The 24,928-nt window shown below is 75.7% G+C and carries 24 protein-coding genes; 11 read left to right on the top strand and 13 right to left on the bottom strand.

All coding sequences use genetic code 11. The features are described 5' to 3' along the window. Positions 1 to 104 precede the first annotated feature (104 nt). The 3 genes from ACI780_RS01810 to ACI780_RS01820 form a co-directional block, all read right to left on the bottom strand. A complete protein-coding gene (locus tag ACI780_RS01810) occupies positions 105 to 1,676 on the bottom strand; it encodes a long-chain-fatty-acid--CoA ligase (protein WP_457000542.1) in 1,572 nt (523 codons plus the stop codon). Between the two features lie 70 nt (positions 1,677 to 1,746). Then, the gene (locus ACI780_RS01815; protein WP_457000543.1) at positions 1,747 to 2,580 is read right to left on the bottom strand and encodes a class I SAM-dependent methyltransferase; all 834 of its coding nucleotides are present in this window, start codon (positions 2,578 to 2,580) and stop codon (positions 1,747 to 1,749) included. Positions 2,581 to 2,614: 34 nt separating this feature from the next. Next, positions 2,615 to 3,259 (bottom strand): TetR/AcrR family transcriptional regulator, encoded by a 645-nt coding sequence (locus ACI780_RS01820; protein WP_457000544.1) that lies wholly within the window; start codon positions 3,257 to 3,259, stop codon positions 2,615 to 2,617. 108 nt (positions 3,260 to 3,367) lie between these two features. On the opposite strand from ACI780_RS01820, the gene ACI780_RS01825 reads away from it, so the two are divergent. Genes ACI780_RS01825 through ACI780_RS01835 form a run of 3 tightly spaced genes read left to right on the top strand, consistent with a single transcriptional unit; the run spans position 3,368 to position 6,470 of the window. Beyond that, complete coding sequence (locus tag ACI780_RS01825) at positions 3,368 to 4,588, top strand: acyl-CoA dehydrogenase family protein (RefSeq protein WP_457000545.1); 1,221 nt, start codon at positions 3,368 to 3,370, stop codon at positions 4,586 to 4,588. Further along, positions 4,585 to 5,577: an acyl-CoA dehydrogenase family protein gene (locus ACI780_RS01830; RefSeq protein ID WP_457000546.1), complete on the top strand. Its 993-nt coding sequence runs from the start codon at positions 4,585 to 4,587 to the stop codon at positions 5,575 to 5,577. The genes ACI780_RS01825 and ACI780_RS01830 overlap by 4 nt, the downstream gene beginning before the upstream one ends. Beyond that, positions 5,574 to 6,470, top strand: a complete 897-nt coding sequence (locus ACI780_RS01835; protein ID WP_457000547.1) for an enoyl-CoA hydratase-related protein — start codon at positions 5,574 to 5,576, stop codon at positions 6,468 to 6,470. The genes ACI780_RS01830 and ACI780_RS01835 overlap by 4 nt, the downstream gene beginning before the upstream one ends. Positions 6,471 to 6,497: 27 nt before the next feature. Here ACI780_RS01835 and ACI780_RS01840 read toward each other — a convergent pair whose 3' ends face one another. From ACI780_RS01840 to ACI780_RS01860, 5 genes are all read right to left on the bottom strand, one after another. Next, on the bottom strand, positions 6,498 to 8,972 hold the full coding sequence (locus ACI780_RS01840) for an FtsX-like permease family protein (protein ID WP_457000548.1): 2,475 nt from the start codon (positions 8,970 to 8,972) through the stop codon (positions 6,498 to 6,500). A 3-nt stretch (positions 8,973 to 8,975) separates the two neighbouring features. Then, entirely contained in the window at positions 8,976 to 9,749 is a 774-nt protein-coding gene (locus ACI780_RS01845; protein WP_456869749.1) for an ABC transporter ATP-binding protein, read from the bottom strand. Between the two features lie 197 nt (positions 9,750 to 9,946). Then, the gene (locus ACI780_RS01850; RefSeq protein WP_457000549.1) at positions 9,947 to 10,630 is read right to left on the bottom strand and encodes a response regulator; all 684 of its coding nucleotides are present in this window, start codon (positions 10,628 to 10,630) and stop codon (positions 9,947 to 9,949) included. After that, complete coding sequence (locus ACI780_RS01855; protein WP_457000550.1) at positions 10,627 to 11,826, bottom strand: sensor histidine kinase; 1,200 nt, start codon at positions 11,824 to 11,826, stop codon at positions 10,627 to 10,629. The genes ACI780_RS01850 and ACI780_RS01855 overlap by 4 nt, the downstream gene beginning before the upstream one ends. Before the next feature lie 89 nt (positions 11,827 to 11,915). Next, entirely contained in the window at positions 11,916 to 12,413 is a 498-nt protein-coding gene (locus ACI780_RS01860) for a MarR family winged helix-turn-helix transcriptional regulator (protein WP_456869752.1), read from the bottom strand. Positions 12,414 to 12,501: 88 nt separating this feature from the next. Between ACI780_RS01860 and ACI780_RS01865 the strand changes: the two genes are divergently transcribed. Then, on the top strand, positions 12,502 to 13,065 hold the full coding sequence (locus ACI780_RS01865; protein ID WP_089404709.1) for a YceI family protein: 564 nt from the start codon (positions 12,502 to 12,504) through the stop codon (positions 13,063 to 13,065). 299 nt (positions 13,066 to 13,364) lie between these two features. After that, complete coding sequence (locus ACI780_RS01870; protein ID WP_457000551.1) at positions 13,365 to 14,759, top strand: MFS transporter; 1,395 nt, start codon at positions 13,365 to 13,367, stop codon at positions 14,757 to 14,759. A 31-nt stretch (positions 14,760 to 14,790) separates the two neighbouring features. Here the strand turns inward: ACI780_RS01870 and ACI780_RS01875 are convergent, their stop codons facing one another. After that, positions 14,791 to 15,315 (bottom strand): GNAT family N-acetyltransferase, encoded by a 525-nt coding sequence (locus ACI780_RS01875; RefSeq protein WP_457000552.1) that lies wholly within the window; start codon positions 15,313 to 15,315, stop codon positions 14,791 to 14,793. Positions 15,316 to 15,368: 53 nt separating this feature from the next. Here ACI780_RS01875 and ACI780_RS01880 point away from each other — a divergent pair, with 53 nt between their 5' ends. From ACI780_RS01880 to ACI780_RS01905, 6 genes are all read left to right on the top strand, one after another. Beyond that, on the top strand, positions 15,369 to 15,713 hold the full coding sequence (locus ACI780_RS01880) for a hypothetical protein (protein WP_456869764.1): 345 nt from the start codon (positions 15,369 to 15,371) through the stop codon (positions 15,711 to 15,713). A gap of 41 nt (positions 15,714 to 15,754) precedes the next feature. After that, positions 15,755 to 16,288: a hypothetical protein gene (locus tag ACI780_RS01885; protein ID WP_457000553.1), complete on the top strand. Its 534-nt coding sequence runs from the start codon at positions 15,755 to 15,757 to the stop codon at positions 16,286 to 16,288. Positions 16,289 to 16,473: 185 nt separating this feature from the next. Continuing rightward, complete coding sequence (gene typA / locus ACI780_RS01890; RefSeq protein WP_457000554.1) at positions 16,474 to 18,363, top strand: translational GTPase TypA; 1,890 nt, start codon at positions 16,474 to 16,476, stop codon at positions 18,361 to 18,363. A gap of 101 nt (positions 18,364 to 18,464) precedes the next feature. Beyond that, positions 18,465 to 19,529 (top strand): aldose epimerase family protein, encoded by a 1,065-nt coding sequence (locus tag ACI780_RS01895; RefSeq protein WP_456869767.1) that lies wholly within the window; start codon positions 18,465 to 18,467, stop codon positions 19,527 to 19,529. Between the two features lie 179 nt (positions 19,530 to 19,708). Next, positions 19,709 to 20,200 carry a DUF5994 family protein gene (locus ACI780_RS01900; protein WP_456869768.1) on the top strand — a complete coding sequence of 164 codons (492 nt, stop codon included), beginning with the start codon at positions 19,709 to 19,711 and terminating at the stop codon, positions 20,198 to 20,200. Positions 20,201 to 20,262: 62 nt separating this feature from the next. Next, positions 20,263 to 21,246 (top strand): NAD-dependent epimerase/dehydratase family protein, encoded by a 984-nt coding sequence (locus ACI780_RS01905; RefSeq protein ID WP_457000555.1) that lies wholly within the window; start codon positions 20,263 to 20,265, stop codon positions 21,244 to 21,246. A 91-nt stretch (positions 21,247 to 21,337) separates the two neighbouring features. On the opposite strand, the gene ACI780_RS01910 is transcribed toward ACI780_RS01905, so the two are convergent. The 4 genes from ACI780_RS01910 to ACI780_RS01925 all read right to left on the bottom strand — a co-directional run bounded on the left by ACI780_RS01910 (position 21,338) and on the right by ACI780_RS01925 (position 24,907). Continuing rightward, a complete protein-coding gene (locus ACI780_RS01910; RefSeq protein WP_456869770.1) occupies positions 21,338 to 22,348 on the bottom strand; it encodes a sulfite exporter TauE/SafE family protein in 1,011 nt (336 codons plus the stop codon). Between the two features lie 257 nt (positions 22,349 to 22,605). Next, positions 22,606 to 23,607 carry an anion permease gene (locus tag ACI780_RS01915; protein WP_456869771.1) on the bottom strand — a complete coding sequence of 334 codons (1,002 nt, stop codon included), beginning with the start codon at positions 23,605 to 23,607 and terminating at the stop codon, positions 22,606 to 22,608. Between the two features lie 19 nt (positions 23,608 to 23,626). Continuing rightward, positions 23,627 to 24,244 (bottom strand): DUF47 domain-containing protein, encoded by a 618-nt coding sequence (locus ACI780_RS01920; RefSeq protein ID WP_456869772.1) that lies wholly within the window; start codon positions 24,242 to 24,244, stop codon positions 23,627 to 23,629. A gap of 105 nt (positions 24,245 to 24,349) precedes the next feature. Further along, positions 24,350 to 24,907 (bottom strand): sigma-70 family RNA polymerase sigma factor, encoded by a 558-nt coding sequence (locus tag ACI780_RS01925; RefSeq protein ID WP_457000556.1) that lies wholly within the window; start codon positions 24,905 to 24,907, stop codon positions 24,350 to 24,352. Positions 24,908 to 24,928: the final 21 nt, after the last annotated feature.

The raw sequence follows: 24,928 nt of genomic DNA on the forward strand, positions 1-24,928 counted from the left end.
GCTGTCGAGGTGCCGGCGGCCCCGTCGTGGCGCCGGGCCGGTGTGCGCCGCGCACACCCGCGGGAGCGCCGGGCACCTCCGCGGAAGTGCCCGGGGGTCCTTCGTCAGACGGCGGGGTCGCTGACCAGCGAGCCGGCCCGGTGCTCGGTGCGCAGCGAGGTCTTGAGCACCTTGCCGCTGGGGTTGCGGGGCAGCGCCGGCACGAACGCGTACTCGCGGGGGTGCTTGTAGCGGGCCAGCCGCTCCCGGCACCACGCGGTCAGTTCCTCGGGCGTGGGCGGGGCCTCGGCGTCGCGCGGGGCGACGACGGCCAGCGGCGCCTCGCCGTAGCGGGCGTCGGGCACGCCGATCAGCGCCACCTCGGCCACGCCGGGGTGGGCGGCCAGGACGTCCTCGACCTCGGCGCAGTACACGTTCTCGCCGCCGGTGATGATCATGTCCTTCTTGCGGTCGACGACGTAGTAGTAGCCCTCCTCGTCCTGCCGGACCAGGTCGCCGGAGTGGAACCACCCGCCGGCGAACGCCTCCGCCGTCGCCTCGGGCTTGCCCCAGTACTCCGCCATCACCATCGGGCTGCGGTAGACGATCTCCCCGACCTCGCCCTGCGGCACGTCGTCCATCGCGTCGTCGACGACGCGGACCTCGACGTTGAGCATCGGGGTGCCGACCGAGCCGATCTTGCGCACCGAGTCCTCACCGCGCAGGAAGCAGGTGACCGGGCTGCACTCGGTCTGGCCGAAGGCCGTCACCACCTCGGCCTGCGGGAAGGTGTCGATCATGGCGCGCAGCAGCGTCGTCGACGCCGGGGCCGCGCCCCAGGAGATGCGCCGCAGGCTGGACAGGTCGCGGTCGGCGATGCCGGGGACGGCCACCACGGCGGCCCACATCGCCGGCACCAGGAAGATGCTGCTGACCCGCTCCCGCTCCATGAGGTCGAGGGTGGCCACCGGGTCGAAGCCGCCCGAGCGCAGGATCACGTGGGTGCCGCCGAGCAGCAGCGGCGGCAGCCCGCCGGCCAGCCCGGCGATGTGGAACAGCGGCGCGCCCGGGACGGCGACCCGGTCGTCGGGGTCCCAGCCGAGGTGGGTGACCTGGCTGAACACGTGCATGAGCAGGTTGCGGTGGGTGAGCACGGCGCCCTTGGGCCGGCCGGTCGTGCCCGAGGTGTACATGATGAACGCCGGCGCGGACTCGTCGACCACGACGTCGAGCGGCTCGGCCGACGCGGCGGCGAGGGCGTCCTCGAGGTCCTCGCCGATCGTGAGCACGGTGGTCACGCCGGGCGCCTGCTCGCGGGCCTTGGTGGCCACCTCGGCCAGCGCGGCGTCGACGACGAGGGCGGTGGCGCCGGAGTCGGCGAGCACGTAGGCCACCTCGTCGGCGACCAGCCGGAAGTTGACCGGGACGACGACCGCGCCCAGCCGCACGCCCGCCAGGTAGGCCTCCCAGACCTCCATCGAGTTGAGCCCCAGCACCGCGACGCGGTCACCGGTGCCGACGCCGCGGTCGGCCAGCGCCCGGGCGAGCCGGGTGACCCGCTCGTCGACCTCGGCGTAGGTGCGCCCGCCGCCGTCGAAGCGCAGCGCCCACGCGTCCGGGGTCCGGCGGGCCCAGCGGGCGAGCTGGTCGGCGGCGGTCATGCCGCGGCCCTGCAGCACGGGGATCGGGGCGCTCACGGGTCCTCCTCGGTCAGGGTGTGACCTGCGTCATGCTGTCGGCGCCCCGGGAGGCGGTCAACCCTGACCGTCAGGGCAGCCGGGCCACCGCGCCGACGAGCAGCGGGTTGACCAGCACCGCGCCGGCGGCGGCCGCCTGCGCCCGCAGCCGCTGCTCGAGGTCCTCCGGTCCGACCTCGGCGGCGGTGGCCACGCCGGTGCGCTCCAGGGCGGGCAGCAGGCTGACCGCGTCGCCGGCCACGACGGACCAGCCGGTCGCCGCGCCGCCCCGCTCCAGCGGCTGCCCGGCGGTGAGCACGGGGTCGGGCAGCCCGGCGGCCCGGTAGACGGCGGTCAGCCGCAGGCCGGCGTCGACCGGCACCCCGAGCCGGTCGAGGACCGTGAGCAGCCAGCCGTTGAACGTCGTCAGCAGCGGCAGCGCCGGCTGCGCGGCCCGGGTGGTGAGGACGACCTCCTGGAAGGCGACCACCCCGCCGGGGCGCACCAGCCCGGCCATCCGGGCGACGAGCGCGACCGGGTCGGGGAGGTGCATCAGGACGAGCCGGCCGAGCACCGCGTCCACCGGCCCGGGCGGGCGCCAGGTGGTGACGTCGGCCTGCGCGAAGTCGACCGTGCGGTGCCCGGCCGCCGCCGCCCGCCGCCGGGCCACCGCCAGCGGGCGCTCGGCGGCGTCGACCCCGGTCACCCGGCCGCCGGACCCGACCCGCTCCGCGGCGGCCAGCGTCACCGCACCGAGCCCGCAGCCGAGGTCGACGACGCTCGACCCGGGAGTCAGGCCGGCGCTGTCGAGCCAGGCCGCGGTGGCCGGCGCGTAGAGGCGGGACAGCGCGTCCAGCCGGGCCAGCGCCGGGTCCTCGTCGCCGAGCACGTACTCCGTTCCCGGCCCGCCCGCGGTGCCCGCCATGCCGGTACATGCTGGCCCGGCGGCGGCCGCGGCGTCAGCCCTCGCGAGGCGCGAAGAGCAGCCGCGCGGCGAGCCGCTTCCACAGCGCCAGGTGCGGGTCGGTGGCGGCGGGGCGGTCGGCGAAGGCGTACACGCAGGCCACCCCGCGCATGCTGGTGAACAGCAGCTCGCACAGCTCGGCGTAGAGCGGCGCGGCGGCGATCTCCGGGCCCCAGATGCCGTCGGCCACCCGCCGGATCGCCGCGCGCAGCCGCCGCTCCTCCACCTGCAGCGCGGTGCGCAGCCCGGGGTCGGTGCGGGCCGCGGTCCACAGCTCCATGGCGGCCCAGAACGGCGGCTCGTGGAACGTCGCCCACATCAGGTCGATGGCGCGGTCGACCCGCTCGGGGCCGGGCGGCTGGTCGGCCATGACCGCCGCGGCCCGCTCCTCGACCTCGGCCAGCAGGGTGGTCGACAGGTGGCCGGCGGCGGCCACCAGCAGCTCGGCGCGGGAGGGGAAGTGGTGCAGCAGCCGGCCCCGCGACACCCCCGCACGGGCCTGCACGGCGAGGGTGGAGGCCCCGGCGTAGCCGTCCTCGACCAGGCAGGCGACGGCGGCGTCGAGGATGAGCGCCCGGCTGCCCTCCGACCGGGCCGAGCGCGCCGGGGGTCCGCCGGGCGGGGCGGGGGCAGCGGTCACCCGGCGCAGGGTAGGCGCCGGGCGCCGCGCCGAACAGTCACCGTTGACCGTCGCAGGTGACCGGTGTCACGCTGCGGCGCGACCGGCCCGACGAGCAGGGGGTAGCGCGTGGACTTCGACGACACACCCGAGGAGGCGTCCTACCGGGCGCACGTGCGGTCGGTGCTCACCGACCGCGCCGCCGACCTGCTGCACGTGGCCCCCGGCGAGCCGGTGGACGCGCGGTCGCGGGAGGCCGAGCTGCGCGCCACGCAGCGGGTGCTGGCCGAGGCCGGGCTGGTCGGCGTCACCTGGCCGCGCGAGTACGGCGGGCAGGGCGGCACGCTGGTGCAGCAGGCGATCGTGGCGCAGGAGCTGGCGCGGGCCCGGGTGCCCACGCTGATCAACCACATCGGCATCGGCATGTGCGGGCCCACCGTCATCGCCCACGGCAGCGACGACCAGCGCGCCCGCTACCTGGCCCGGCTGCTGCGCGCCGAGGACGTCTGGTGCCAGCTGTTCAGCGAGCCGGCGTCGGGCTCGGACCTCGCCGCGCTGCGCACCTCGGCGGTGCGCGACGGCGAGGACTGGGTGGTCAACGGCCAGAAGGTGTGGACGACGCTGGCGCACGTCAGCGACTTCGGCATCCTGCTCACCCGCACCGACCCGGACAGGCCCAAGCACGCCGGGCTGACGATGTTCGTCGTCGACATGCACGCCCCCGGCGTCACCGTGCGGCCGCTGCGGCAGATGAGCGGCGGGTCGGACTTCAACGAGGTCTTCTTCGACGACGTCCGCATCCCCGACACCGAGCGGCTCGGCGAGCCCGGCGAGGGCTGGCGGGTCGCGCTGACCACGCTCATGAACGAGCGGGTGGCCATCGGCGGCGCCGGCAGCGACATCGGGCAGTCCGCCGAGGCGCTGGCCGCGCACGCCCGCGAGCGGCTGCCCGGCCTCGACCCGGAGCGGCAGGTGCTGGCCCGCCAGGCGGTCGGCCGGGCGCTGGTCGCCTCGCTGGCCACCCGCTACACCGGCTACCGGCGGTTCACCACGCTCTCGCAGGGCGGCGTCCCCGGGCCCGAGGCCAGCGCCGGCAAGCTCGGCGGCACCGCGGCGGCCCGGCTGGTGGCCGACGCCGGCGTCCGGCTGCTCGGCGACGACGCCGTCCTCGGCGCCACCGCCGACGGCGACGACACCTGGCAGCGCGCGCAGGCCTACGTCCCCGGCATCGCCATCGCCGGCGGCACCGACCAGGTGCTGCGCAACATCCTCGGCGAGCGGGTGCTCGGCCTGCCGCCGGAACCGCGCACCGACAAGACCGCACCCTTCTCCTCCGGAGGACGACGGTGAACTTCGACCTCTCCGACGACCAGCGGGCCGCGGCGGCCGGCGCGCGCGAGTTCTTCACCGGCTCGGTGCCGCTGTCGGCGGCGCGCGCCGCGCTCGACGGCGACGGCGTCCCGGCGCCCGGCCGCAAGGCGCTGGCCGACATCGGGTTCCTCGGGATCACCGTGCCCGAGTCGGCCGGCGGCGCGGGCGGCAGCGTCCTCGACCTCGCCGTCGTCGCCGAGCAGGCCGGCGCGGTGCTGGCCGGCCCCTCGCTGGTCACCGCCGCGCGGGCGGCGGTGCTGCTCGAGGGCGCGCCCGACCTCGCCGCGCAGCTGGCCGACGGGTCGGCGGCGATCGCCGTCCTCGACGGCCCGGTCCCCGGCTCGGCGCCGTCCATCGACGCCGTCGACGCCACGCTCTTCCTCGGCCTCGACGGCGGCGCGCTGGTGGTCGGCGAGGGCGAGGTCACCCCCGGCCGGCCGCTGGACGCCACCCGCGGCCTGGCCCGGGTCCGGCTCACCTCCCGCCGGGTGCTGGCCGAGGACGCCGGCGCGCTGTGGGGGCGGGCGCGGCAGGTGGCCGCGGTGGTGCTGGCCGCCGAGGACCTCGGTGCCGCCGACCGCGCCGTCATGCTGGGCGTCGAGTACGCGCAGCAGCGGGAGGCGTTCGGCCGGCTGATCGGCTCCTACCAGGCGGTCAAGCACATGCTCGTCGACGCGTGGGTCGGCGTGGACCAGCTGCGCTCGCTGGTGTGGTGGGCGGCGTGGGCGGCCGACGCCGCGCCCGACCAGCTGCCGCTGGCCGCCGCCGCGGCGAAGGCCTACGCCGCGGAGGTGACCGAGCGCGCGGCCGAGACGGTCGTGCAGGTGCACGGCGGCATCGGCTTCACCTGGGAGCACGACGCCCACCTGTACTGGCGCCGCGCCAAGACCGACCGGCTGCTGCTCGGCGACGCCGCCGAGCACCTGGACGCGGTCGCCCGGCTGGCCGTGGCCGGCGCCCTGGGATGACGTCGACCCAGCTGCGCTACGAGGTCGCCGACGGCGTCGCCACGATCACCCTCGACCGGCCCGGCCGGCTCAACGCGTTCACCCCGGTGATGGCCGCCGAGCTCGCGCGGGCCGCGGCGGCCGCCGACGCCGACGACGCGGTGCGGGTCGTCGTCGTCACAGGGGCCGGGCGGGCGTTCTGCGCCGGCGCCGACCTCGCCGCGGGTCCCGGCGGGCTCGGCGACCGCGCGAGCGGGGGCACCGCCGGCGGCGGCGAGCCCGGCCGCGGCCGCATCGACGGCGTCCCGCGCGACTGGGGCGGCATCGCCTCGCTGCCCTTCGCCGCGCTGCGCAAGCCGGTGATCGCCGCCGTCAACGGCCCGGCCGTGGGCATCGGCGCCACGATGCTGCTGCCGATGGACGTCCGCATCGCCGCCGAGTCGGCGCGGTTCGGCTTCGTCTTCGTCCGCCGCGGCATCACGCCGGAGGCGGCGTCGTCGTGGTTCCTGCCGCGGCTGGTCGGGATCAGCCAGGCGATGGAGTGGGTGGCCACCGGCCGGGTGTTCGACGCGGCCGAGGCGCTGCGCGGCCGGCTGGTGTCGCGGGTGGTGCCCGACGCCGAGCTGCTGCCCACCGCGCTGGGCCTGGCCCGCGAGATCGCCGACAACACCTCCGGGGTCGCCGTCGCCGCCGCCCGGCAGCTGCTGTGGTCGATGCTCGGGGAGGCCTCGCCGTGGGACGCGCACCGCGCCGAGTCCCGCGCGCTGGCCGAGCTGACCGCCGGTCCCGACGTCGCCGAGGGGGTGGCCGCGTTCCTCGCCAAGCGGCCCCCGGAGTTCACCGCCCCGCTCGGCGACGGCCCGGTGGCCGGCATCCCGCCCTGGCCCTCACCTCCGGACGACGTCGGTCCCTGACCGTGCACTTCCGCGGAAGTGCACGGCTCACACCGCCGCGATGGCGGCCACCGGGGCCGTGCGGGCCGCGCGGCGGGCCGGCAGCACCGAGGCGAGCAGCCCGGCGACGGTGGCGACGACGACGATCGCGGCCACCTGCAGCCACGGGACGTCGACCACGACCTCGCCGGCCATCCCCAGCACCGACGCGGTCCCGGTGACGCCGTAGACCCCGCCGAGGACGACGCCGAACACCGCCGCCACGCCGGACACCACGACCGCCTCCCACGCCAGCAGCCCGCGCAGCTGCCCGCGGGTGAGACCCACCGCCCGCAGCAGGCCGTTCTCCTGCCGCCGCTCCACCACCGACAGCGCCAGCGTGTTGCCCACGCCGATCAGCGCGATGACCACCGCGACGCCGAGCAGGCCGGTGACGACCAGCAGCAGCACGTCGAGCACCTCGTCCATCTGCTGGCGCAGGCTGACCACGCCGGTGACCTGCGCGTCGGGCACCACCGACCCCACCGTGTCGGTGACCGTGTCGACGACGGCGGCCTGCGCGTCCGCGCCGGCGTCGTCGAGCCGCAGCCACAGCTGGCCGACCGCGGCCCCGGGGGCCAGCACCGCGAGGTCGCCGGTGGTCAGCAGCACCGGCGTGTCGTCGCCGGTCACCCGGGCCCGCAGCGACAGCGCCCGGCCGTCCCCGGTGAGCTCCACCGACTCGCCCCCGGTGACCGACCAGGAGCGGGCCAGCCACCCGGGGAGGAGCACCTCGCCGGGCGCGGGCAGCGGGGTGTCGGCGGTCGACCGCAGGGTCGGCACGGCGGTCGCCGGGTCGACGGCGCGGACCGTCCACGGCTGGCCGTCGGGTCCGGCGACCTCGGCGACGGCGAGCGCGGTCCCGCGCGTGACGCCGTCGAGGCCCTCCAGCCGGCCCAGCAGGGTGGCGGGCAGCTCGCCGGAGGACCCCTCGACGACGACGTCGGCGGGGTACTGCGCGGCCAGCCCCGCGGTCGCCGTGGCCCGGGTGGAGGCGGTGCCGACCACCATCGCAGTGGTGAGCGTCACGCCGATGAGCAGCGCGGTCGCCGTCGCCGCCGTCCGCCGGGGGTTGCGGGTGGCGTTGCCGGCCGCCAGCCGGGCGGGCGCCCCGCCCACGCGGGCCACCAGGCCGCCCGCGGCGCGCACCACCGGCGGCAGCACCCGTTGGCCGAGCAGCACGACGCCGAGGAAGCTGGCCGCCCCGCCGGGCAGCGCCACGAACACGCTCGACACCGCGACGCCGAGGGCGAGCACGGCCGCCCCGGGCAGGAGCAGCAGCAGCCCGAGCACCAGCCGCGCGAGTCCCGGGCGGGTGCGCAGCGGCGCCGGGTCCAGCGGGCGCATCGCGGCCAGCGGCGCGACCCGGGTCGCCGCGCGGGCCGGCGCGACGGCGGCCAGCAGGGTGGTCAGCGTGCCCACCGCCAGGCCGGCGAGGACGGCGGTGAGCGGCACCGACAGGCCCGACAGCGGAACGGGGGACTCGACGCCCCCGGCCAGCGCGGACACCGCCCCGGCCAGCCCGATCCCGGCCCCGACCCCGACGAGCGAGGCGGCGAGCCCGGTGAGCGCGGCCTCGACCAGCACGCCGCGGCGCACCTGCCGCGCCGTGGCGCCGACGCAGCGCAGCAGCGCCAGCTCCCGGGTCCGCTGGGCGAGCAGGACGGCGAGGGTGTTGGCGATGACCAGTCCCGCGACGAGCACGGCGACGGTGCCGAAGACCAGCAGCACCGCGGCGAGGGCGGTCGCGTTGCCGAGCATCGACCCGGCGCGGTGCTCGGCCTGCCCGGTGCCGGTGCGCACGGTCAGCCCCGGCCCGGGGAGGGCGGTGGTGACGGCGTCGACCAGCACCTGCGGGTCGGTTCCGGGCCTGCCGGCGACCCGCAGCTCGGTCGGGTCCACCGCGCCCCACGCCTGCGCCTGCGCGGGGGTGGCCCAGGCCCGGCCGTACAGGCCCGCCTCGGGGTCGCCGCCGAGGTCGACGACGCCGGTGACGGTGACCGCGGTGGCGGTCCCGGTGCCGTCGGCGCTGGTCGCGGACACCTGCAGCACGTCGCCGACGTCCGCGCCGACGCGCTCGCTGACGGCCACCTCGCCGGGCCCGTCCGGCGGTGCGCCGTCGGCGAGCCGCTGCCACCGCAGCGCGGGGTCCTCGGCGACCGCGCCCACGACCAGGTACTGCACCCCGGTGCGGCCCGGTGCGACCGCCTGCACCGAGGTCTGCCACTCCGGGGCGACGGCGCGGACGCCGTCCAGCGCGGTGAGGACGGGCAGCTCGTCGAGCAGCGAGCTGCCGTCCTCGGAGGTGACGACGGCGTCCGCACCGACGTACCGGGCGCCGGCGGCGGTCAGCACCGTGCTGCGGGTGGTCTCGTTGAGCACGAGCGTGGCGACGACGAAGGCGACGGCCAGCACGACGGCCACGCAGGAGGCGACCAGGCGCGGCAGGTGCGCGCGCAGGCCGGCCAGGGTGGTGGACAGCACCGGTCAGCCCCCGAGCCCGCGCAGCGCGTCGAGCACGGACGCGGCGGTGGGCCGCTCGATCTCGCCGGCGAGGCGCCCGTCGGCGAGCAGCACGACGCGGTCGGCGTAGGAGGCCGCGGTCGGGTCGTGGGTGACCATGACGACGGTCTGCCCGGTCTCGCGGACGCTGCTGCGCAGCAGGTCCAGCACCTCCGCGCCGGCGCGGGAGTCGAGGTTGCCGGTGGGCTCGTCGGCGAAGACGACGTCGGGGCGGGGCAGCAGCGCCCGGGCGATGGCCACCCGCTGCTGCTGGCCGCCGGAGAGCTCGGCGGGACGGTGCCGCAGCCGCTCGCGCAGGCCGAGGCGGGCGATCACGGCGTCGAACCAGGCGGGGTCGGGGCGGCGGCCGGCCAGCTGCATCGGCAGCACCACGTTCTCCCGCGCGTCGAGCACCGGCAGCAGGTTGAACGCCTGGAAGACGAAGCCGATGCGCTCGCGGCGCAGCCGGGTCAGCTCGTCGTCGCGCAGCCGGGTCAGCTCGGTGCCGCCGAGGAACACCTGCCCGTCGGTGGCGGTGTCGAGGCCGGCCAGGCAGTGCATGAGCGTCGACTTGCCCGAGCCGGACGGGCCCATGATCGCGGTGAACCCGCCGCGGGCGAAGTCGACGTCCACGCCGTCGAGGGCGAGGACCCGGGCATCGCCCGAGCCGTACACCTTGGTCAGCCCGGTGGCCCGGACGGCGGCAGACGACACCGGCGCCGGCGGCTCGCCGGGCACGGTCATGACGGGGACGGACACGGGGGACCTCCGCGGATCGGTTCTGGGGACGCAGGGACCCTCGCCGTCCGGCCCGTCCTCCCGCGTCGGACCCGGAGGTGATCCCGCCGTCATCCGCCGGTCGTACGGGCACGTCCGCGGAAGTGCCCGGGACATGCGTGCACTTCCGCGGAAGTGCGCGGGGAAGGGCGGGCACTTCCGCGGAAGTGCCCGGGGGTTCAGGCGTCGCGGAGGAGGTCGGCGGGGGAGACCAGCCCGGTCCGGTAGGCGAGGACGACGGCCTGCACGCGGTCGCGCGAGCCGGTCTTGGCCAGCACCCGGCCGACGTGGGTCTTCACCGTCGCCTCGCTGACGAACAGCCGCCCGGCGATCTCGGTGTTGGTGGCGCCGAGCGCCATCTGCACGAGCACCTCGCGCTCGCGCGGGGTCAGGTCGGCGAGCTCCGCACCGCCGCCGACGGTCGCCGGGGCCGCGCCGCGCAGCAGGGGCGCCACGTGCTGCAGCAGCCGGCGGGTGGAGCTGGCCGCGATCACCGAGTCGCCGGCGTGCACGGTGCGCACCGCGTCGAGCATCTCCTCCGGCGGCGCGTCCTTGAGCAGGAAGCCGCTGGCCCCCGCGCCGATCGCGGCGACGACGTACTCGTCGAGGTCGAAGGTGGTGAGCACGACCACCCGCGGCGGGTCGGGCAGCGCGGTGACCCGGCGGGTGGCCTCGATGCCGTCGGTGCCCGGCATGCGCACGTCCATCAGCACGACGTCGGCCGCCGTGCGCTCCAGCAGCCGCACCGCCGCCTCGCCGTCGCCGGCCTCCCCGACGACGGTGAGGTCGGGCTGGGAGTCGATGACCATGCGGAAGCCCGCGCGCACCATCTGCTGGTCGTCGACCAGGACCACCCGGATCACCGCGCGCCGCCGATCGGCAGGACGGCGTGCACCCGCCAGCCGCCGCCGGCGCGGGGGCCGGCCTCCACCCGACCGCGGTGCAGCTGCGCCCGCTCCTGCATGCCGCGCAGCCCCTGCCCGTCGCCCGCGGCCGCCTCGCCGGCCACCGCGGCCGCCGCGCCGCGACCGTCGTCGAGCACCGACAGCTCGAGGGAGTCCGGCCGCCAGTGCAGCCGCACCCAGGCCCGCACCCCGGGGCCGGCGTGCTTGAGCACGTTGGTCAGCGACTCCTGCACGATCCGGTAGGCGGCCAGTTGCGGACCGGCGGCCATGGGCCGCGGCTCGCCCTCCACCAGCAGGTCGACGTCGAGCCCGCTGGCCCGGACGTCGTCGACGAGCTCGGGGACGGCGGCGACGTCGGGCTGCGGGGCGTACTGCTCGGCGGCGCCGTCGCGGAGCACGCCGAGCAGCGCGCGCATGTCGGTGAGCGCCTGGCGGCCGGTGGCGGCGATCGCCTCGAGGGCGCCGGTGGCGGCCGCGGGGTCGGCCCGCCCGGCGTAGCGCCCGCCGTCGGCCTGCGCGATGACCACCGACAGGGAGTGCGCGACGACGTCGTGCATCTCGCGGGCGATCCGTGCCCGCTCGGCGGTGGCGGCCAGCCGCATCTCCTGGTCGCGCTCGACCTCCAGCAGCCGGGCCCGCTCGGCCAGCCCGGACAGCTCCGCGAGGCGTGCCCGGCGCAGGTCGCCCAGCGCCCAGGCGGCCACCACCGCCACGGCGATGGAGGCGGCGGGCACGAGGAAGGTCTCGCCGAGGTCGGCGGCGTAGTAGCGCGCCGCGGCGAGGACGGCGCCGGCGAGCCCGAGCACCAGTCCGGCGCGGCCGGCCCACCGCGGCGCGTAGGCGGCCAGCGCGTGCACCATCACCAGTGCCGCGACGTTGGCCGGCAGGAACACCTCCACCAGCGCCAGCTCGAGCAGTCCAGCCGCGGTGACCGCGGCCGCCGCGGCGACCGGGGAGCGGCGGCGCCAGGCCAGGGGGGTCACCAGCAGGAGGCTGACGAGGAGGGCCGGACCCTCACCCGACCCGACGCCGCCGCCGCCGCCGAAGGAGACCACGACGAGCAGGGCCAGCGTGGCGGTGATCGCGACGTCGACGGGGAAGGGCCGTGAGCGCAGCGTCGCCGAGAGCCGCTCGAGGGGGAGGCGCTGGTCCATCGGCGCCGACCCTAGGCAGCGCGGGTGCGCCCGTCGTCCACCCGGGGGAGGACCCGCCGCTCGTCCTCCGGGCGGAGTGTCAGGAGGGGTCAGGAGGGGTCGAGGTGGCGCAGCAGGGTCTCGCCGATGTCGCGCATCGCGGCGACCTGCTGGGGGGAGAGCTGGTCGAACAGGTGGGTCCGCACGCCCTCCACGTGCACCGGGGCGGCGGCCTCCAGGGCGGCGAAGCCCTCGTCGGTGAGCACGGCGAGCAGGCCGCGGCCGTCCTCGGGACACTCCTGGCGGCGGACCCAGCCGCGCTCCTCCAGGCGGGAGACGGCGTGCGACAGGCGGCTGCGGGAGGACAGGCAGCGGTCGGCGAGCTCGCTCATCCGCATCTGGCGCCCGGGGGTCTCCGACAGCTGGACGAGGATCTCGTAGTAGGTGTGCGGGATGCCGGTCGCGCGGGTCAGCTCGCGGTCGAGCCGGTCGGCCAGCAGCTGGGTGCTGTAGAGCCAGGCGCGCCAGGCCCGCTGCTCCTCGGCGTCGAGCCAGCGCGTCTCCCCGTGCTCCGGCCGCGGTGTGCGGGAGGACACGTCGGTGGTCATGTCCTCCAGGGTACTGGCGGAATAATCAAGCGCTCAACTATGCTCCAGGCGGCGAACGTCAAGCGTTCAACTACAAGGAGTCCTGAACATGACCAGCACCACCGCCGTCCAGATCCCCGGTTACGTCGCCGGCACCTGGGACATCGACGCCGCGCACTCGACCGTCGGCTTCTCCGTCCGCCACATGATGGTGAGCAAGGTCCGCGGCTACTTCACCGAGTTCTCCGGCGAGCTCGTCACCGCCGAGGACCCGGCCCGGTCGTCGGTCACCGCGACCATCGACATGGACTCGATCGACACCCGCCAGGAGCAGCGCGACGCGCACATCCGCTCCGCGGACTTCTTCGACGTCGGCAACCACACCGTCATGACCTTCCGCTCCACCCGCGTCGTCGCGGACGGGGACGACTGGTCCGTCGAGGGCGACCTGACGATCAAGGGCATCACCAAGCCCGTCACCCTGCGCCTCGAGGTCAACGGCTTCGGCCCCGACGCCTACGGCGGCACCCGCGCCGGCTTCAGCGCCAAGACCTCCATCTCCCGCAAGGCGTTCGGCGTCGACATCGACATGCCGATGGACGGCGGCGGCGTCGTCGTGGGCGACAAGATCGACATCGAGCTCGAGATCGAGGCCGTGCTCCGCACCGCCTAGTCGAGAACTCCGTCCCCTGGGACGGGACCACCGAGGGCCCCGGACGACGCGTTCGTCCGGGGCCCTCGCACGTCCTGGCTCGCGCGCGTCCTGGCTCACCGCAGCGCGTCCTCCCGCACGGCCGGCGGTGAGGCAGGACGCAGCACGATCAGGTCACCTGATCGTCCGGCGGCGGCGCCGGGCCCCCGGGCTGCGCGATGGCGGCCGCCGGTTCGTCCACTTCGGGGGAGGTCGCCGGCCGCGGCCGCGCCGACGATGGGCGGCGCCCGCTCCGCCCGGCCGGAGGACGACGCCCCGCCATGACCGCGACCACGCGCACCGCCGCGACGGCCCGTGCGGCCGTCCTGCCCCTGGCGCTCGCCCAGTTCATCGCCAGCTACGCCGCGTCGAACATGAACGTGGCGATCACCACGATCGCCGACGACCTCGGCACCGACGTCGCCGGGATCCAGACGACCATCACCCTGTTCACGCTGACGATGGCCGCGCTGATGATCCCGGGCAGCAAGCTCACCGACCTCTGGGGCCGCAAGTCCTGCTTCCTCCTGGGTCTGGGGATCTACGGGGCGGGCGCGCTGCTCGCCGCCATGGCGCCGGGACTCGGTCTGCTCACCGTCGGCTACGCCCTGCTCGAGGGCGTGGGCTCGGCGCTGCTCATCCCGCCGATCTACATCCTCGTCACGGTCCTGTTCGACGACGTGAAGACGCGCGCCAAGTGGTTCGGCGTGATCAGCGGCGCGGCGGGGCTGGGTGCGGCCGCCGGGCCGCTGATCGGCGGGCTGGTCACCGCCTACGTCAGCTGGCGGGCGTCGTTCGTGCTCCAGGCGCTCGTCGTGGCCCTGGTCGCGCTCCTCGCCCGGCGGATCGACGACCCGCCGCTGCCCGACCGGCGCCCCCCGTTCGACCTCCTCGGCGCCGTCCTGTCCGCGGCCGGGCTCTTCCTCGTCGTGTTCGGGATCCTGCAGACGAACACCCACGGCTGGACGAACGCCCGGGTCTGGGCGCTCGTCGCCGCCGGTGTGCTGGTGCTGGCCGCGTTCTTCGGCCACGCCCGCGCCCGGGAGCGCGGCGGCCGCGCCCCGCTGGTCTCGGTCCGCCTGTTCCGCAACCGGACGTCGAACCTCGGCCTGGTCACGCAGACCGTCCAGTGGCTGGTCATGCAGGGCTCGTTCTTCGTCATCTCGGTGTTCCTCCAGCAGGAGCGCGGGTACGACGCCATCCAGACCGGGCTGATGCTGGTGCCGGCCACGATCGGCATCCTGATCTCCTCCGCGGCGGCCCAGCGGATGGCCAGCCGGCACCCGCAGCGACTGCTGATCCGCGCCGGCTTCACGTGCACGGTCGTCGGGCTCGTCCTGCTGCTGGCGCTGGCCCGGGTGGACTCCGCCGTGTGGACCTTCTGGCCCGGCCTCTTCCTCATGGGGTTCGGCGTGGGCGCGATGCTCACCGCGTCGGTGAACGTGGTCCAGTCGGCCTGGCCGGAGCAGGAGCAGGGGGACATCTCCGGGGTGTCGCGCAGCGTGTCCAACCTCGGCTCGTCGCTGGGTGTGGCCATCGCCGGCTCGGTGCTGGTCGCCGCGACGGCGGGCGGGCACGCGCCGTTCCTGACCGCCATCGTGGTGGTGGGTGCCTTCGCCCTGGTGGGCTGGGTCGCCGCCCTGCTCCTCCCGAAGACCCCGCAGCCGGCCGGGTGACCGCGGGCCGCGGCGCCGCGGAGCTCCGGCGCTACGGCGCCGCCGGGTCCAGCAGCTGGAAGAGCACGTGGTCCTGCCAGCGGCCGGCGATGCGCAGGTACCGCGGCGCCAGCCCGTAGCGGGTGAACCCGGTGCGCTCCAGCACCCGCTGCGAGGCGACGTTGTGCACCAGGGTGCCGGCCTCCACCCGGTGCAGCCCGAGCTCGCCGAAGGCCACCGCCAGCGCGGCCCGCACCGCGGCCGTGGCGTGTCCCCGGCCGTTGGCCGCCGACCGGATCCAGTAGCCGAGGCTGCACGACTGGAAGGCGCCGCGGACGACGTTGTTGAGGCTGACCCGGCCGACCACCGCCCCGTCGTCGTCGAGGACCACGTGCGGCACCCGCAGACCCAGCCGGTGCTGCTCGAGCACCGACCGGATCTCCTCGCGCTGGCCGGCCTCCGTCGCCCAGCGCTCGTCGCGCAGGGGTTCCCAGGGCGCGAGGAAGTCGCGGTCCTCCCGGGCGATGCGCGCGAGGACCGGGGCGTCGTCGGAGGACAGCATCCGCGTCGTGGTCACCCCCTCACCCTCGCAAGGACCGGCACGGGCCGGGAGCGGGGGAGACTCGGGGCATGACGACGTCGCTGCTGACCCGTGCCCGCACCCGGCTGTCCTCCGCCGTCCCTGTCGCCATCGGGCTGGCGGCGGGCTTCGGCGTCGCCCAGGGCACCGGCATCCGGGCACTCGGTGGCGCGGTGTTCGCCGCGGGCGGGCTGGTCGCGGGGTACCTGTGGGTCCAGCGGCGCGGCTGGGCGGTCGCCCTCGGGCTCGGCGCGCTCTACGTCGGCGCCTTCGTCCTGGCCCACGTGCTCGCCCTCGGCGCCGGCCTGCCGGCCTGGCTCGCGGTCGGCCTCGTGACGGTCGCCGCCGCGGGGGTCGCGTACGCGGTGGCCGACCGCGAGCAGCTCACGCCCTGATCCCGATGGCGCCGCCGCGCGGTGTCCGCCACGCTGACGGCGTGCGGACGCCGGGGGAGCGGGGACTGCTGACGGAGGCCCTCGGGCCGGTCCTGGTCGTCGGGGTCGCCTTCGGCCCGCTGCTCGAGGCGTTCGACGTGCTGGGGTTCGGCGAGACGTGGAGCTGGCGGCAGGTCCTCCTCTCCGGGGTGCTCGTCACGGCGGGAGCGGGGCTGGGCACCGCCGTCCAGCTGCGGCTGTCGGCCGCCGCCCGGCAGCGGGCCGCGGTCGGCCGGGCGGTCGCCGGGGGCGCCCTGCCGGCGGGGGCCGACGGCGAGTGGCTCGAGCGGCTCACGGCCGAGCGGCAGCGGCTCCTGCTGAGCCGGACCGGCGTGCCCAGCGTCCTGGCGCTCGCGGCGCTGCTGGTCGCCGCCACCACGCTCCTCCCGCGGGGGCCGGGCGACGGGGCGTTGCTCCTCGTCGTCGGCCTGGCGCTCGCCGGCGTCCTCGGCGGGGCGCGGGAGCGCAGGCGGCTGCACTCCGCCGACCGGTTGCGGGCCGAGCTGGAGGAGCGCCTGACCCCGTCCGGGCGGTGAGTCTGGTCACGATCACCGCCGCGGGGGTGACGTACGCGGTGGCAGACCGCCCGGAGCGGCCGGTCGTCGTCCGCTGAGCCCCTAAGGTGGGTGGGAAGGTCGCGACCCCGGCGGCCGTTACCAGTGGTACCGCGTGCGCCGCCGCCGCGGGATCCCCCCTGACTCTCCCCGAGGTGCCCTTCCGCATGCCCACCCGCGACGACCTGCGCAACGTGGCGATCATCGCCCACGTCGACCACGGCAAGACCACCCTGGTCGACGCCCTCCTCCGCCAGGCCGGTGCGCTCGGCCGCGCCAAGGGCGAGGGGACGGACAACGACTCCACGCAGGACCGCGTCATGGACTCGATGGACCTCGAGCGCGAGCGCGGCATCACCATCCTCGCCAAGAACACCGCCATCCGGCTGGCCGACGCCGAGGGCAACCCGGTCACGGTCAACATCGTCGACACCCCCGGCCACGCCGACTTCGGCGGTGAGGTCGAGCGCGGCCTGTCCATGGTCGACGGCGTCGTCCTGCTCGTCGACGCCTCCGAGGGCCCGCTGCCGCAGACCCGCTTCGTGCTGCGCAAGGCGCTGGGCAAGGGGATGCCGGTCATCCTCGTGGTCAACAAGACCGACCGCTCCGACGCGCGCATCGCCGAGGTCGTCGACGAGACCTACGAGCTGTTCATGGAGCTGCTCGAGGACAACGGCCTGGGCACCGACGCCCTCGAGTTCCCGATCGTCTACTCCAACGGCAAGACCGGGCAGGCCTCGCTCACCCGGCCCGCCGACGGCGAGAGCCCGGACAGCCCCGACCTCGCCCCGCTGGTGGAGACGCTGCTGGAGACCATCCCGGCGCCGACCTACGACGCCGAGGAGCCGCTGCGCGCGCAGGTCACCAACCTCGACGCCTCGCCCTACCTCGGCCGGCTGGCGCTGCTGCGCATCCACTCCGGCACGATGAAGAACGGCCAGACCGTCGCCTGGTGCCGCACCGACGGCACGGTGAAGAACGTCAAGATCACCGAGCTGCTCATGACCGAGGGCCTCACCCGCACCCCGGCCGAGAGCGCCGGCCCCGGCGACCTCGTCGCCATCGCCGGCATCGAGGACGTCATGATCGGCGACACCCTCGCCGACCCCAACGACCCGCGCCCGCTGCCGCCGCTGACCGTCGACGAGCCGTCGATCTCGATCACCATCGGCATCAACACCTCGCCGATCTCCGGCCGCTCGGGCAAGAAGCTCACCGCCCGGCTCATCAAGAACCGCCTCGACCAGGAGCTGGTCGGCAACGTCTCGGTGCGCATGCTGCCCACCGAGCGCCCGGACACCTGGGAGATGCAGGGCCGCGGCGAGCTGGCGCTGGCCATCCTCGTCGAGCAGCTGCGCCGCGAGGAGTTCGAGCTGACCGTCGGCCGCCCGCAGGTGGTCACCAAGGTCATCGACGGCACGCTGCACGAGCCGGTCGAGCGGGTCACCATCGACACCCCCGGCGAGTACGTCGGCACGCTCACCCAGGCGCTGGCCGCTCGCCGCGGACGCATGGAGAACCTGGTGCACCACGACACCGGCTGGGCGCGGATGGAGTACGTCGTCCCGTCCCGCGGCCTCATCGGGTTCCGCACCGAGTTCCTCACCGAGACCCGCGGCACCGGCGTCCTCAACCACAACCTCGAGGGCTACGAGCCGTGGCTGGGCGACATGCGCGCCCGGCCCACCGGATCGCTGGTGGCCGACCGGCAGGGCGTGGCGACGTCGTACGCGATGTTCTCGCTGCAGGAGCGCGGCTCGATGATGGTCGCGCCCGGCACCGAGGTGTACGAGGGCATGATCGTCGGCGAGAACTCCCGCCCCGACGACATGGACGTCAACATCACCAAGGAGAAGAAGCTCACCAACATGCGGTCCTCGACCGCCGAGGAGCTCGAGCGGCTCATCCCGCCGCGGATCCTCAACCTCGAGCAGGCGCTGGAGTTCTGTGCCGAGGACGAGTGCGTCGAGGTGACGCCGGCCGCCGTCCGCGTGCGCAAGGTGATCCTCGACCAGAACGAGCGCGGCAAGGCGAAGAACCGCAAGCCCAAGCCGTGACCGGCTCCTGACCGAGTCCTGACGACGACGCCCCGGGTGCACCCGCGCCTGGGGCGTCGCGCCGCTTTGACACACCCGCGGGTCCTCCCTAGCGTCGGGCGGTGCCCGCCACCGTCGAGCCCTTCGGGACCACCCCTGACGGCACCCCTGTGGAGCGCTGGACGCTGACCTCCGGCGAGGCGACGCTGCGGGTGCTCGGCTACGGCGGCGTCGTCCAGAGCCTCGAGGTGCCCGACGCCGCCGGTGAGGTCGCGGACGTCGTCCTCGGCTTCCCCGACCTCGCGGGCTACCTCTCCGCCGACGACCCCTACTTCGGCGCGCTCGTCGGCCGCTTCGGCAACCGCATCGCGCAGGGGCGGTTCACCCTCGACGGCGAGACGTACCGGCTGCCGGTCAACCAGGGGTCCAACACGCTGCACGGCGGCCCCGTCGGCTTCTCCGACCGGGTCTGGACGGTCACCGACGTCAGCGACGACGCTGCCGCGGCGCTGCGGCTGGAGCTGGTCAGCGAGGCCGGCGACCAGGGCTTCCCCGGCACGCTGACCACCGCGGTCACCTACCGCCTCGACGGCGCGACGCGGCTGACCGTGCACTACCGCGCGACCACCGACGCCCCGACCGTGGTCAACCTGACGCAGCACACCTACTGGAACCTCGCCGGGGAGGGCTCCGGCGACGTCCACGGCCACGAGCTGCAGGTCGACGCGAGCGGCTACACGCCGGTCGACGCGGCGCTCGTCCCCACCGGCGCCATCGCTCCGGTGGCGGGCACGCCGTTCGACTTCCGCCGTCCCACCCCGATCGGCGCGCGCATCCGCGAGGCCGACGAGCAGCTGCTGCACGGGCACGGCTACGACCACAACTATGTGCTCGACCGCGGGGACGCCGACGGCGGGACGCTGCGGCAGGCGGCGCTGCTGCGCGACCCGGTCGGTGGCCGGACGCTGCGGGTCCTCACCACCGAGCCGGGCCTGCAGGTCTACTCGGGCAACGCCCTCGACGGCACGCTGGTGGGCACCGGCGGCCGCGTCTACCGGCAGGGCGACGGCGTCGCGCTGGAGACCCAGCACTTCCCCGACTCGCCCAACCGGCCGGACTTCCCGTCCACGGTGCTGCGCCCGGGCGAGGTGTACGAGAGCACCACGGTGTTCGAGCTGGGCCGCTGAGCCCGCCGGGTCGTGACCGGGGCGTCGTGACCGGTGCGTGACCGGTCGTGACGACGGGCCGCGCGTGCTCGACAGGCCGGGTGCGGGCTCGCCGGGAGGCGCCGACCCGCCGACCTACGGTCGGTGCTCCGGGCCCGGACGCGGGCCCGGGGCACGCTGAGCGGGAGGCGGGACGGCACATGACCCAGGGGGTGTGGGGACCGGAGGGGTTCCGCGGCGGGATCGACGTCCGCGTGAGCCTGCGGGCGGACGCCGGGTCGGGGGAGAACGCCTTCGACGGCGCCTGGTTCCCGCGCAGCCGCGACCTCGCCGTCGAGGTGCCCGAGCTGGTGGCCGCCCTCGACCGGCGCGGGGTGCGGGTCGAGCGCTTCACCCACGCGCTCGAGCCGTGGCTGCCGGCGCCGCGCAAGATCGTCGTCGACGGCCGGGTCGTGCGCACCGGCGGCTTCCGGAGCATGGACCCGGGCGTGGTGTGCCTGAGCTGGGCCGGCGGGAACCAGGTCGCCGACCTGCTGGTCGTCCCGCCGGAGACCGACGTCATCACCGGCGTGCGGGCGCTGCGACTGTGCACCCGCCGCGGGCTGCCGCGCTCCCCGCAGATGGTGCTCGCCGCCGCCCGGTCCCAGCCCCTGCCGCAGGTGCCCGGCCTGCCCGCCACCCGCGCGGTCTGAGCCCGCTTGCGCCGTCGGTGAACCGGCTGGACGGGGCGGCCGGCCTGCACTGAGCTGGGCCCGTGCGACTCCTGGTCCTCGGCGGCACCGCCTTCCTCGGCCGGCACGTGACGACGGCGGCGCTCGACCGCGGTCACGAGGTGGCCACCTTCACCCGCGGCGTCACCGGCCGGCCCCCGGACGGGGTGCGGGCTCTGCACGGCGACCGGGACGACTCCGGCGCCCTGCCCCGCGCCCTGGACGGCTGGGTCCCGGAGCTGGTGGTCGACACCTCCTGCCAGACCCGCGCCGCCGCCGCGAACGCCGCCGCGGCCCTGGGCGGCGCCGGCGTCCGCGGCTACGCCTTCGTCAGCAGCCTCAACGCCTACTCGACCTGGCCGCCGGGGCCGGTCCCCGACGAGCGGCAGCCGACCTGGGACACCGACGACGACGAGTACGGGCCGGTCAAGGCGCACGCCGAGCGGGTCCTGGCCGCCGCCGTCCCAGGCCGCTTCCTCACCGCGCGGGCGGGGTTGATCGTCGGCCCGCACGACAACGTGCGGCGGCTGCCGTGGTGGCTCGAGCGCATCGCCCGCGGCGGGCGGGTCGTCGTCCCGGACGCGCTCGACCAGCCGATCGCGCTGGTCGACGTCCGCGACCTCGCCGGCTGGCTGGTGGCGATGGCCGAGCAGGGGGTGGACGGCCCGGTCAACGCCACCGGCCCGGCCGGGATGACGACCCTGGGGGAGCTGTTGCGCACCTGCCGCGAGGTCACCGGCAGCGACGCCGACCTCGTGCCGGTGCCGGAGGAGGAGCTGCTGGCCGCCGGCGTCGAGCCGTGGTTGCACCTGCCGCTGTGGCTGCCGCGGGAGATGGCGGGCACGGCGTGGGACGTCGGCACCGCCCGCGCCCGCGAGCTCGGCCTGCCCAGCCGCCCGGTGCGCGAGACGGTCGCCGACACCTGGGCCTGGCTGCAGCGCGACCCGGTTCGGCTGCCCACCCCGCACGGCCTGCCCGAGCCCGGCCTCCCCGCGGACCTGGAGGCCGCCCTGCTGGCCCCGCGATGATCAGGGTCCCTGATCGTGCGGCGTCCTCCCTCACGGTGGGACGTGCGGGAGGACGCCCCACGATCAGGTCACCTGATCGTGGCGGACCGCCTCAGTCGCGGGGGTCGGCCGGGCGGCCGGCGCGCAGGCTGCGCTCCAGGTCGGCGACGTCGGCCGCGTCGGGGGCGTGCAGCCGGTGCCGCTCCTCCTCGGCCAGGCGCGCGGCCTCGGCGGCCAGGGCGTCGGCCGACTCCTGCACCCGGTCCTTGCGGTACTGGCGGTAGGAGTGCACGACCGCGGCGGCCCAGACCGCGTAGAGCAGCGCGTAGACCGCGTAGCGCACCGGGTCGGAGGCGTCGATCCAGTCGCTGCGCAGCAGCGTGCGGGTGTTGGTCAGCACGATGATCCCGCCGACCAGCGAGCCGAGCAGCCGCGGCGGCACGTGCCGCACCAGCCAGGCGGCGATCGGCGCGGCGACCAGGCCGCCGGCCAGCAGCCCCAGCGCCCAGGTCCAGTTGACGCCCTGCGAGCCGAGGGCGAGCAGGAAGCCGAGGCTGGCCGCCAGCGCGACGAGGAACTCGGAGGTGTCGATCGAGCCGATGACCTTGCGCGGCTCCAGCCGGCCGCTGGCCAGCAGCGCCGGCGTGCCGACCGGGCCCCAGCCGCCGCCGCCGGTGGCGTCGACGAAGCCGGCCACCAGGCCCAGCGGCCCGAGGAAGCGCTTGCGGACGGGCTTGCCGAGGTTGCGGCGGTCGATGCCGCGCAGGGTGAACCGGACGAGCAGGTAGACGCCGAGCGTCAGCAGGATCAGCGACATCACCGGGGCGGCGACCTCGGTGGAGAGGTTCGACAGCACGGTGGCGCCGGCGAAGGCGCCGACGGCGCCGGGGATGCCGACCTTCGCGACGACCTTCCAGTCGACGTTGCCGAACCGCCAGTGCGCGGCGCCGGACATGAGGGTCGTGCCGATCTCGGCGAAGTGGACGGTCGCCGAGGCGGCGGCTGGGTTGGTGCCGAAGGCCAGCAGCAGCGTCGTCGAGGTGACGCCGTAGGCCATGCCGAGGCTGCCGTCGACGAGTTGGGCGCCGAGGCCGGCGAGGGCGAGCAGGATCAACGTCTTCACGGGGGCTGACTCCAGGAGGGGACGCCGGGGCGCGCGGCAGCGCGCCCTCGCGGCGGGAGGGGCGGAGGAGGCGCCGGGGGACGGCGCGGGAGGTCAGCGGCCCGGACAGGCGGCGGTGCAGATGCGCAGCAGGTCGACGTGGATGCGCCCCACGAGGAGCACCACGGTCGCCGCCATGGGCGGTATGTCTACCAGATCGGTGGAGATGGGACGAATGCGCCCCGGAGTGGCCTGGTCACGGGGTCGGAGCCCTCGCGTCAGCCCACGACGAGGTCGGTGATCAGGTAGGCCAGCGCCGCCACGGCGCCCGCGGCGGGCAGCGTGACGATCCACGCGACGACGATGTTGCCGGCCACCCCCCAGCGCACGGCCGACAGCCGGCGGGTGGCCCCCACGCCCATGATCGAGGTGGTCGTGATGTGCGTCGTCGACACCGGGACGGCGAAGACCGTGGCCGTGGTGACCATGACGCTGGAGGCCACCGTCTGGGCGGCGAAGCCGCCGGCCGGGGTGAGCTGGATGATCCGCCGGCCCAGCGTCCGCATGATGCGGAAGCCGCCGGCGTAGGTGCCGGCGCTGATCGCGGCGGCCGCGGCGAGCACGACCCACAGCGGCACGTCGAAGCTGTCGATCTCCCCGGCGGTGAACAGCGCCAGCGTGATGATGCCCATCGTCTTCTGCGCGTCCTGCAGGCCGTGGCCGAGCGCCATGGTGGCGGAGCTGGCGATCTGCGCGTAGCGGAACCCGCGGTTGGCGCGGGTGACGTTGGCCCGCCGGAAGGTCCACAGGATGGCGAGCATGAACAGGTAGCCGAGAGCGAAGCCGACCAGCGGCGAGACCACCATCGGGATGACGACCTTGTCGACGACGCCCAGCCACTGGACGTCGTGGGCCGCGGCCAGCGCGGCGCCCACCAGGCCGCCGATGAGGGCGTGCGAGGACGACGAGGGCAGCCCGAAGTACCAGGTGATCAGGTTCCACGCGATCGCCCCGACCAGCGCGGCGAAGACGATCTCCAGCCCACCGGTCCCGCTCGGCGCCTCGATGATGCCCTCGCCGACGGTCTTGGCGACCTCGGTGGACAGCAGCGCCCCGACCAGGTTCATCACCGCCGCCAGCGCCAGCGCCACCCGGGGCGTGAGGGCCTTGGTGGAGACGGCGACGGCGATGGCGTTGGCCGCGTCGTGGAACCCGTTGGTGTAGTCGAAGGCCAGGGCGACGACGACGATGACGACCAGCGCGACGAAGGCCGCGTCCATCAGCGGAGGTCCACGGAGCTCAGGACTCCTTGACCGAGATGGACTCGACGACGTTGGCCACCTTCTCGAACGCGTCGGCGGCCTCCTCGAGCTGGTCGGCCACCTCCTTGAGGCGCAGCACCTCCAGGGCCTCGAACTCCCCGCTGTAGAGCCGCGAGAGCAGCCGCCGGTAGAGCTTGTCGGCCTCGTTCTCGATGCGGTTGACCTCGATCCAGTAGTCGGGGAGGTCCTTGAGCGTCTGCAGCCGCGGCATGGCCTCGGCGGTGATGTGCGCCGCCCGCTGCAGCAGCGCCGTCTGCTGGTTCATCTCGGCCGGGAGGGTGCCCAGCCCGGTGAGGACGACGAGGTCGGCGGCGGCCTCGACGAAGTCCATGACGTCGTCGAGGTGGCTGGCCAGGCTGTAGATGTCCTCGCGGTCGAACGGCGTCACGAAGCTGGAGTTCAGCTGCCGGAAGATCGCGTGGGTCGACTGGTCGCCGGCGTGCTCGAGGTCGCGCAGCCGGTCGGCGAGCTCGGTGCGGCGGGTGTGCTCGCGGAGGAACTCGTCGAGGACGTCGGTGGCCGTCACCAGGTTCTGCGCCGAGGCGCTGAAGAGCCGGTAGAAGCTCTGGTCCTTGGGGGTCAGGCTGAAGGGCACGGGGGACTCCCGGATCGGCGGGGATGGGCTCGCCCGCCTCGGGATCAGCGGTCGTACGGCCGTCGGGCAGCATAGGTACCCGCTCACCTGTGGTTCAGCGCACGGTCACCTGCGGGCCGCGCCGGGCTCCTCCAGGACCGCCCCTCCGAGAGCCTCGACGAGGTCGGCCCGCGCCCGCGCGACGCGGGAGCGGATGGTCCCGACCGGGCAGCCGGCCACCTCGGCGGCCTCGGCGTAGGAGAGCCCGAGCAGCTGGGTGAGCGCGAACGCCTCGCGGCGGTCGGGGTCGAGCCGGCCGAGCAGGTCGGTGACCGCCGCGCCCTCGCCCACCCGGTCGGCGGCGTCGGCGGGGGAGAGGGCCTCGAGGTCGGCGTCGTCGCCCACCAGGGTCAGCCGCCGCCGGCGGCGCGAGCGGACGGCGTCGGCGCAGACCCGCCGGGCGATGGCCAGCAGCCAGGTGCGCAGCGAGGACCGGCCCGCGAAGCGGTGCAGCGCGGCGAAGGCCCGGGCGTAGGTCTCCTGCGTGAGGTCGTCGGCGGTGTCGCGGTCGCCGAGGGCCGCGCACAGCCGCCACACGTCGGACTGGGTGGCCCGGACCAGGGTCGCGGCGGCGAGGGGGTCGCCGTCGACGGCGGCCGCGGCGACCCGCTCCAGCTCGTCCACGTGACTCCTCCGCTGTGATCC

This window comes from Geodermatophilus sp. SYSU D00814, from assembly GCF_054050055.1.

Excerpts from the sequence above, each read along its gene's own strand:
- ACI780_RS01900 (WP_456869768.1), top strand. The coding sequence starts at position 19,709 with ATGACCCAGGGGGTGTGGGGACCGGAGGGGTTCCGCGGCGGGATCGAC.
- ACI780_RS01865 (WP_089404709.1), top strand. The coding sequence starts at position 12,502 with ATGACCAGCACCACCGCCGTCCAGATCCCCGGTTACGTCGCCGGCACC.
- ACI780_RS01880 (WP_456869764.1), top strand. The coding sequence starts at position 15,369 with ATGACGACGTCGCTGCTGACCCGTGCCCGCACCCGGCTGTCCTCCGCC.
- ACI780_RS01815 (WP_457000543.1), bottom strand. The coding sequence starts at position 2,580 with ATGGCGGGCACCGCGGGCGGGCCGGGAACGGAGTACGTGCTCGGCGAC.
- ACI780_RS01860 (WP_456869752.1), bottom strand. The coding sequence starts at position 12,413 with ATGACCACCGACGTGTCCTCCCGCACACCGCGGCCGGAGCACGGGGAG.
- typA (WP_457000554.1), top strand. The coding sequence starts at position 16,474 with ATGCCCACCCGCGACGACCTGCGCAACGTGGCGATCATCGCCCACGTC.
- ACI780_RS01870 (WP_457000551.1), top strand. The coding sequence starts at position 13,365 with ATGACCGCGACCACGCGCACCGCCGCGACGGCCCGTGCGGCCGTCCTG.
- ACI780_RS01835 (WP_457000547.1), top strand. The coding sequence starts at position 5,574 with ATGACGTCGACCCAGCTGCGCTACGAGGTCGCCGACGGCGTCGCCACG.
- ACI780_RS01915 (WP_456869771.1), bottom strand. The coding sequence starts at position 23,607 with ATGGACGCGGCCTTCGTCGCGCTGGTCGTCATCGTCGTCGTCGCCCTG.
- ACI780_RS01855 (WP_457000550.1), bottom strand. The coding sequence starts at position 11,826 with ATGGACCAGCGCCTCCCCCTCGAGCGGCTCTCGGCGACGCTGCGCTCA.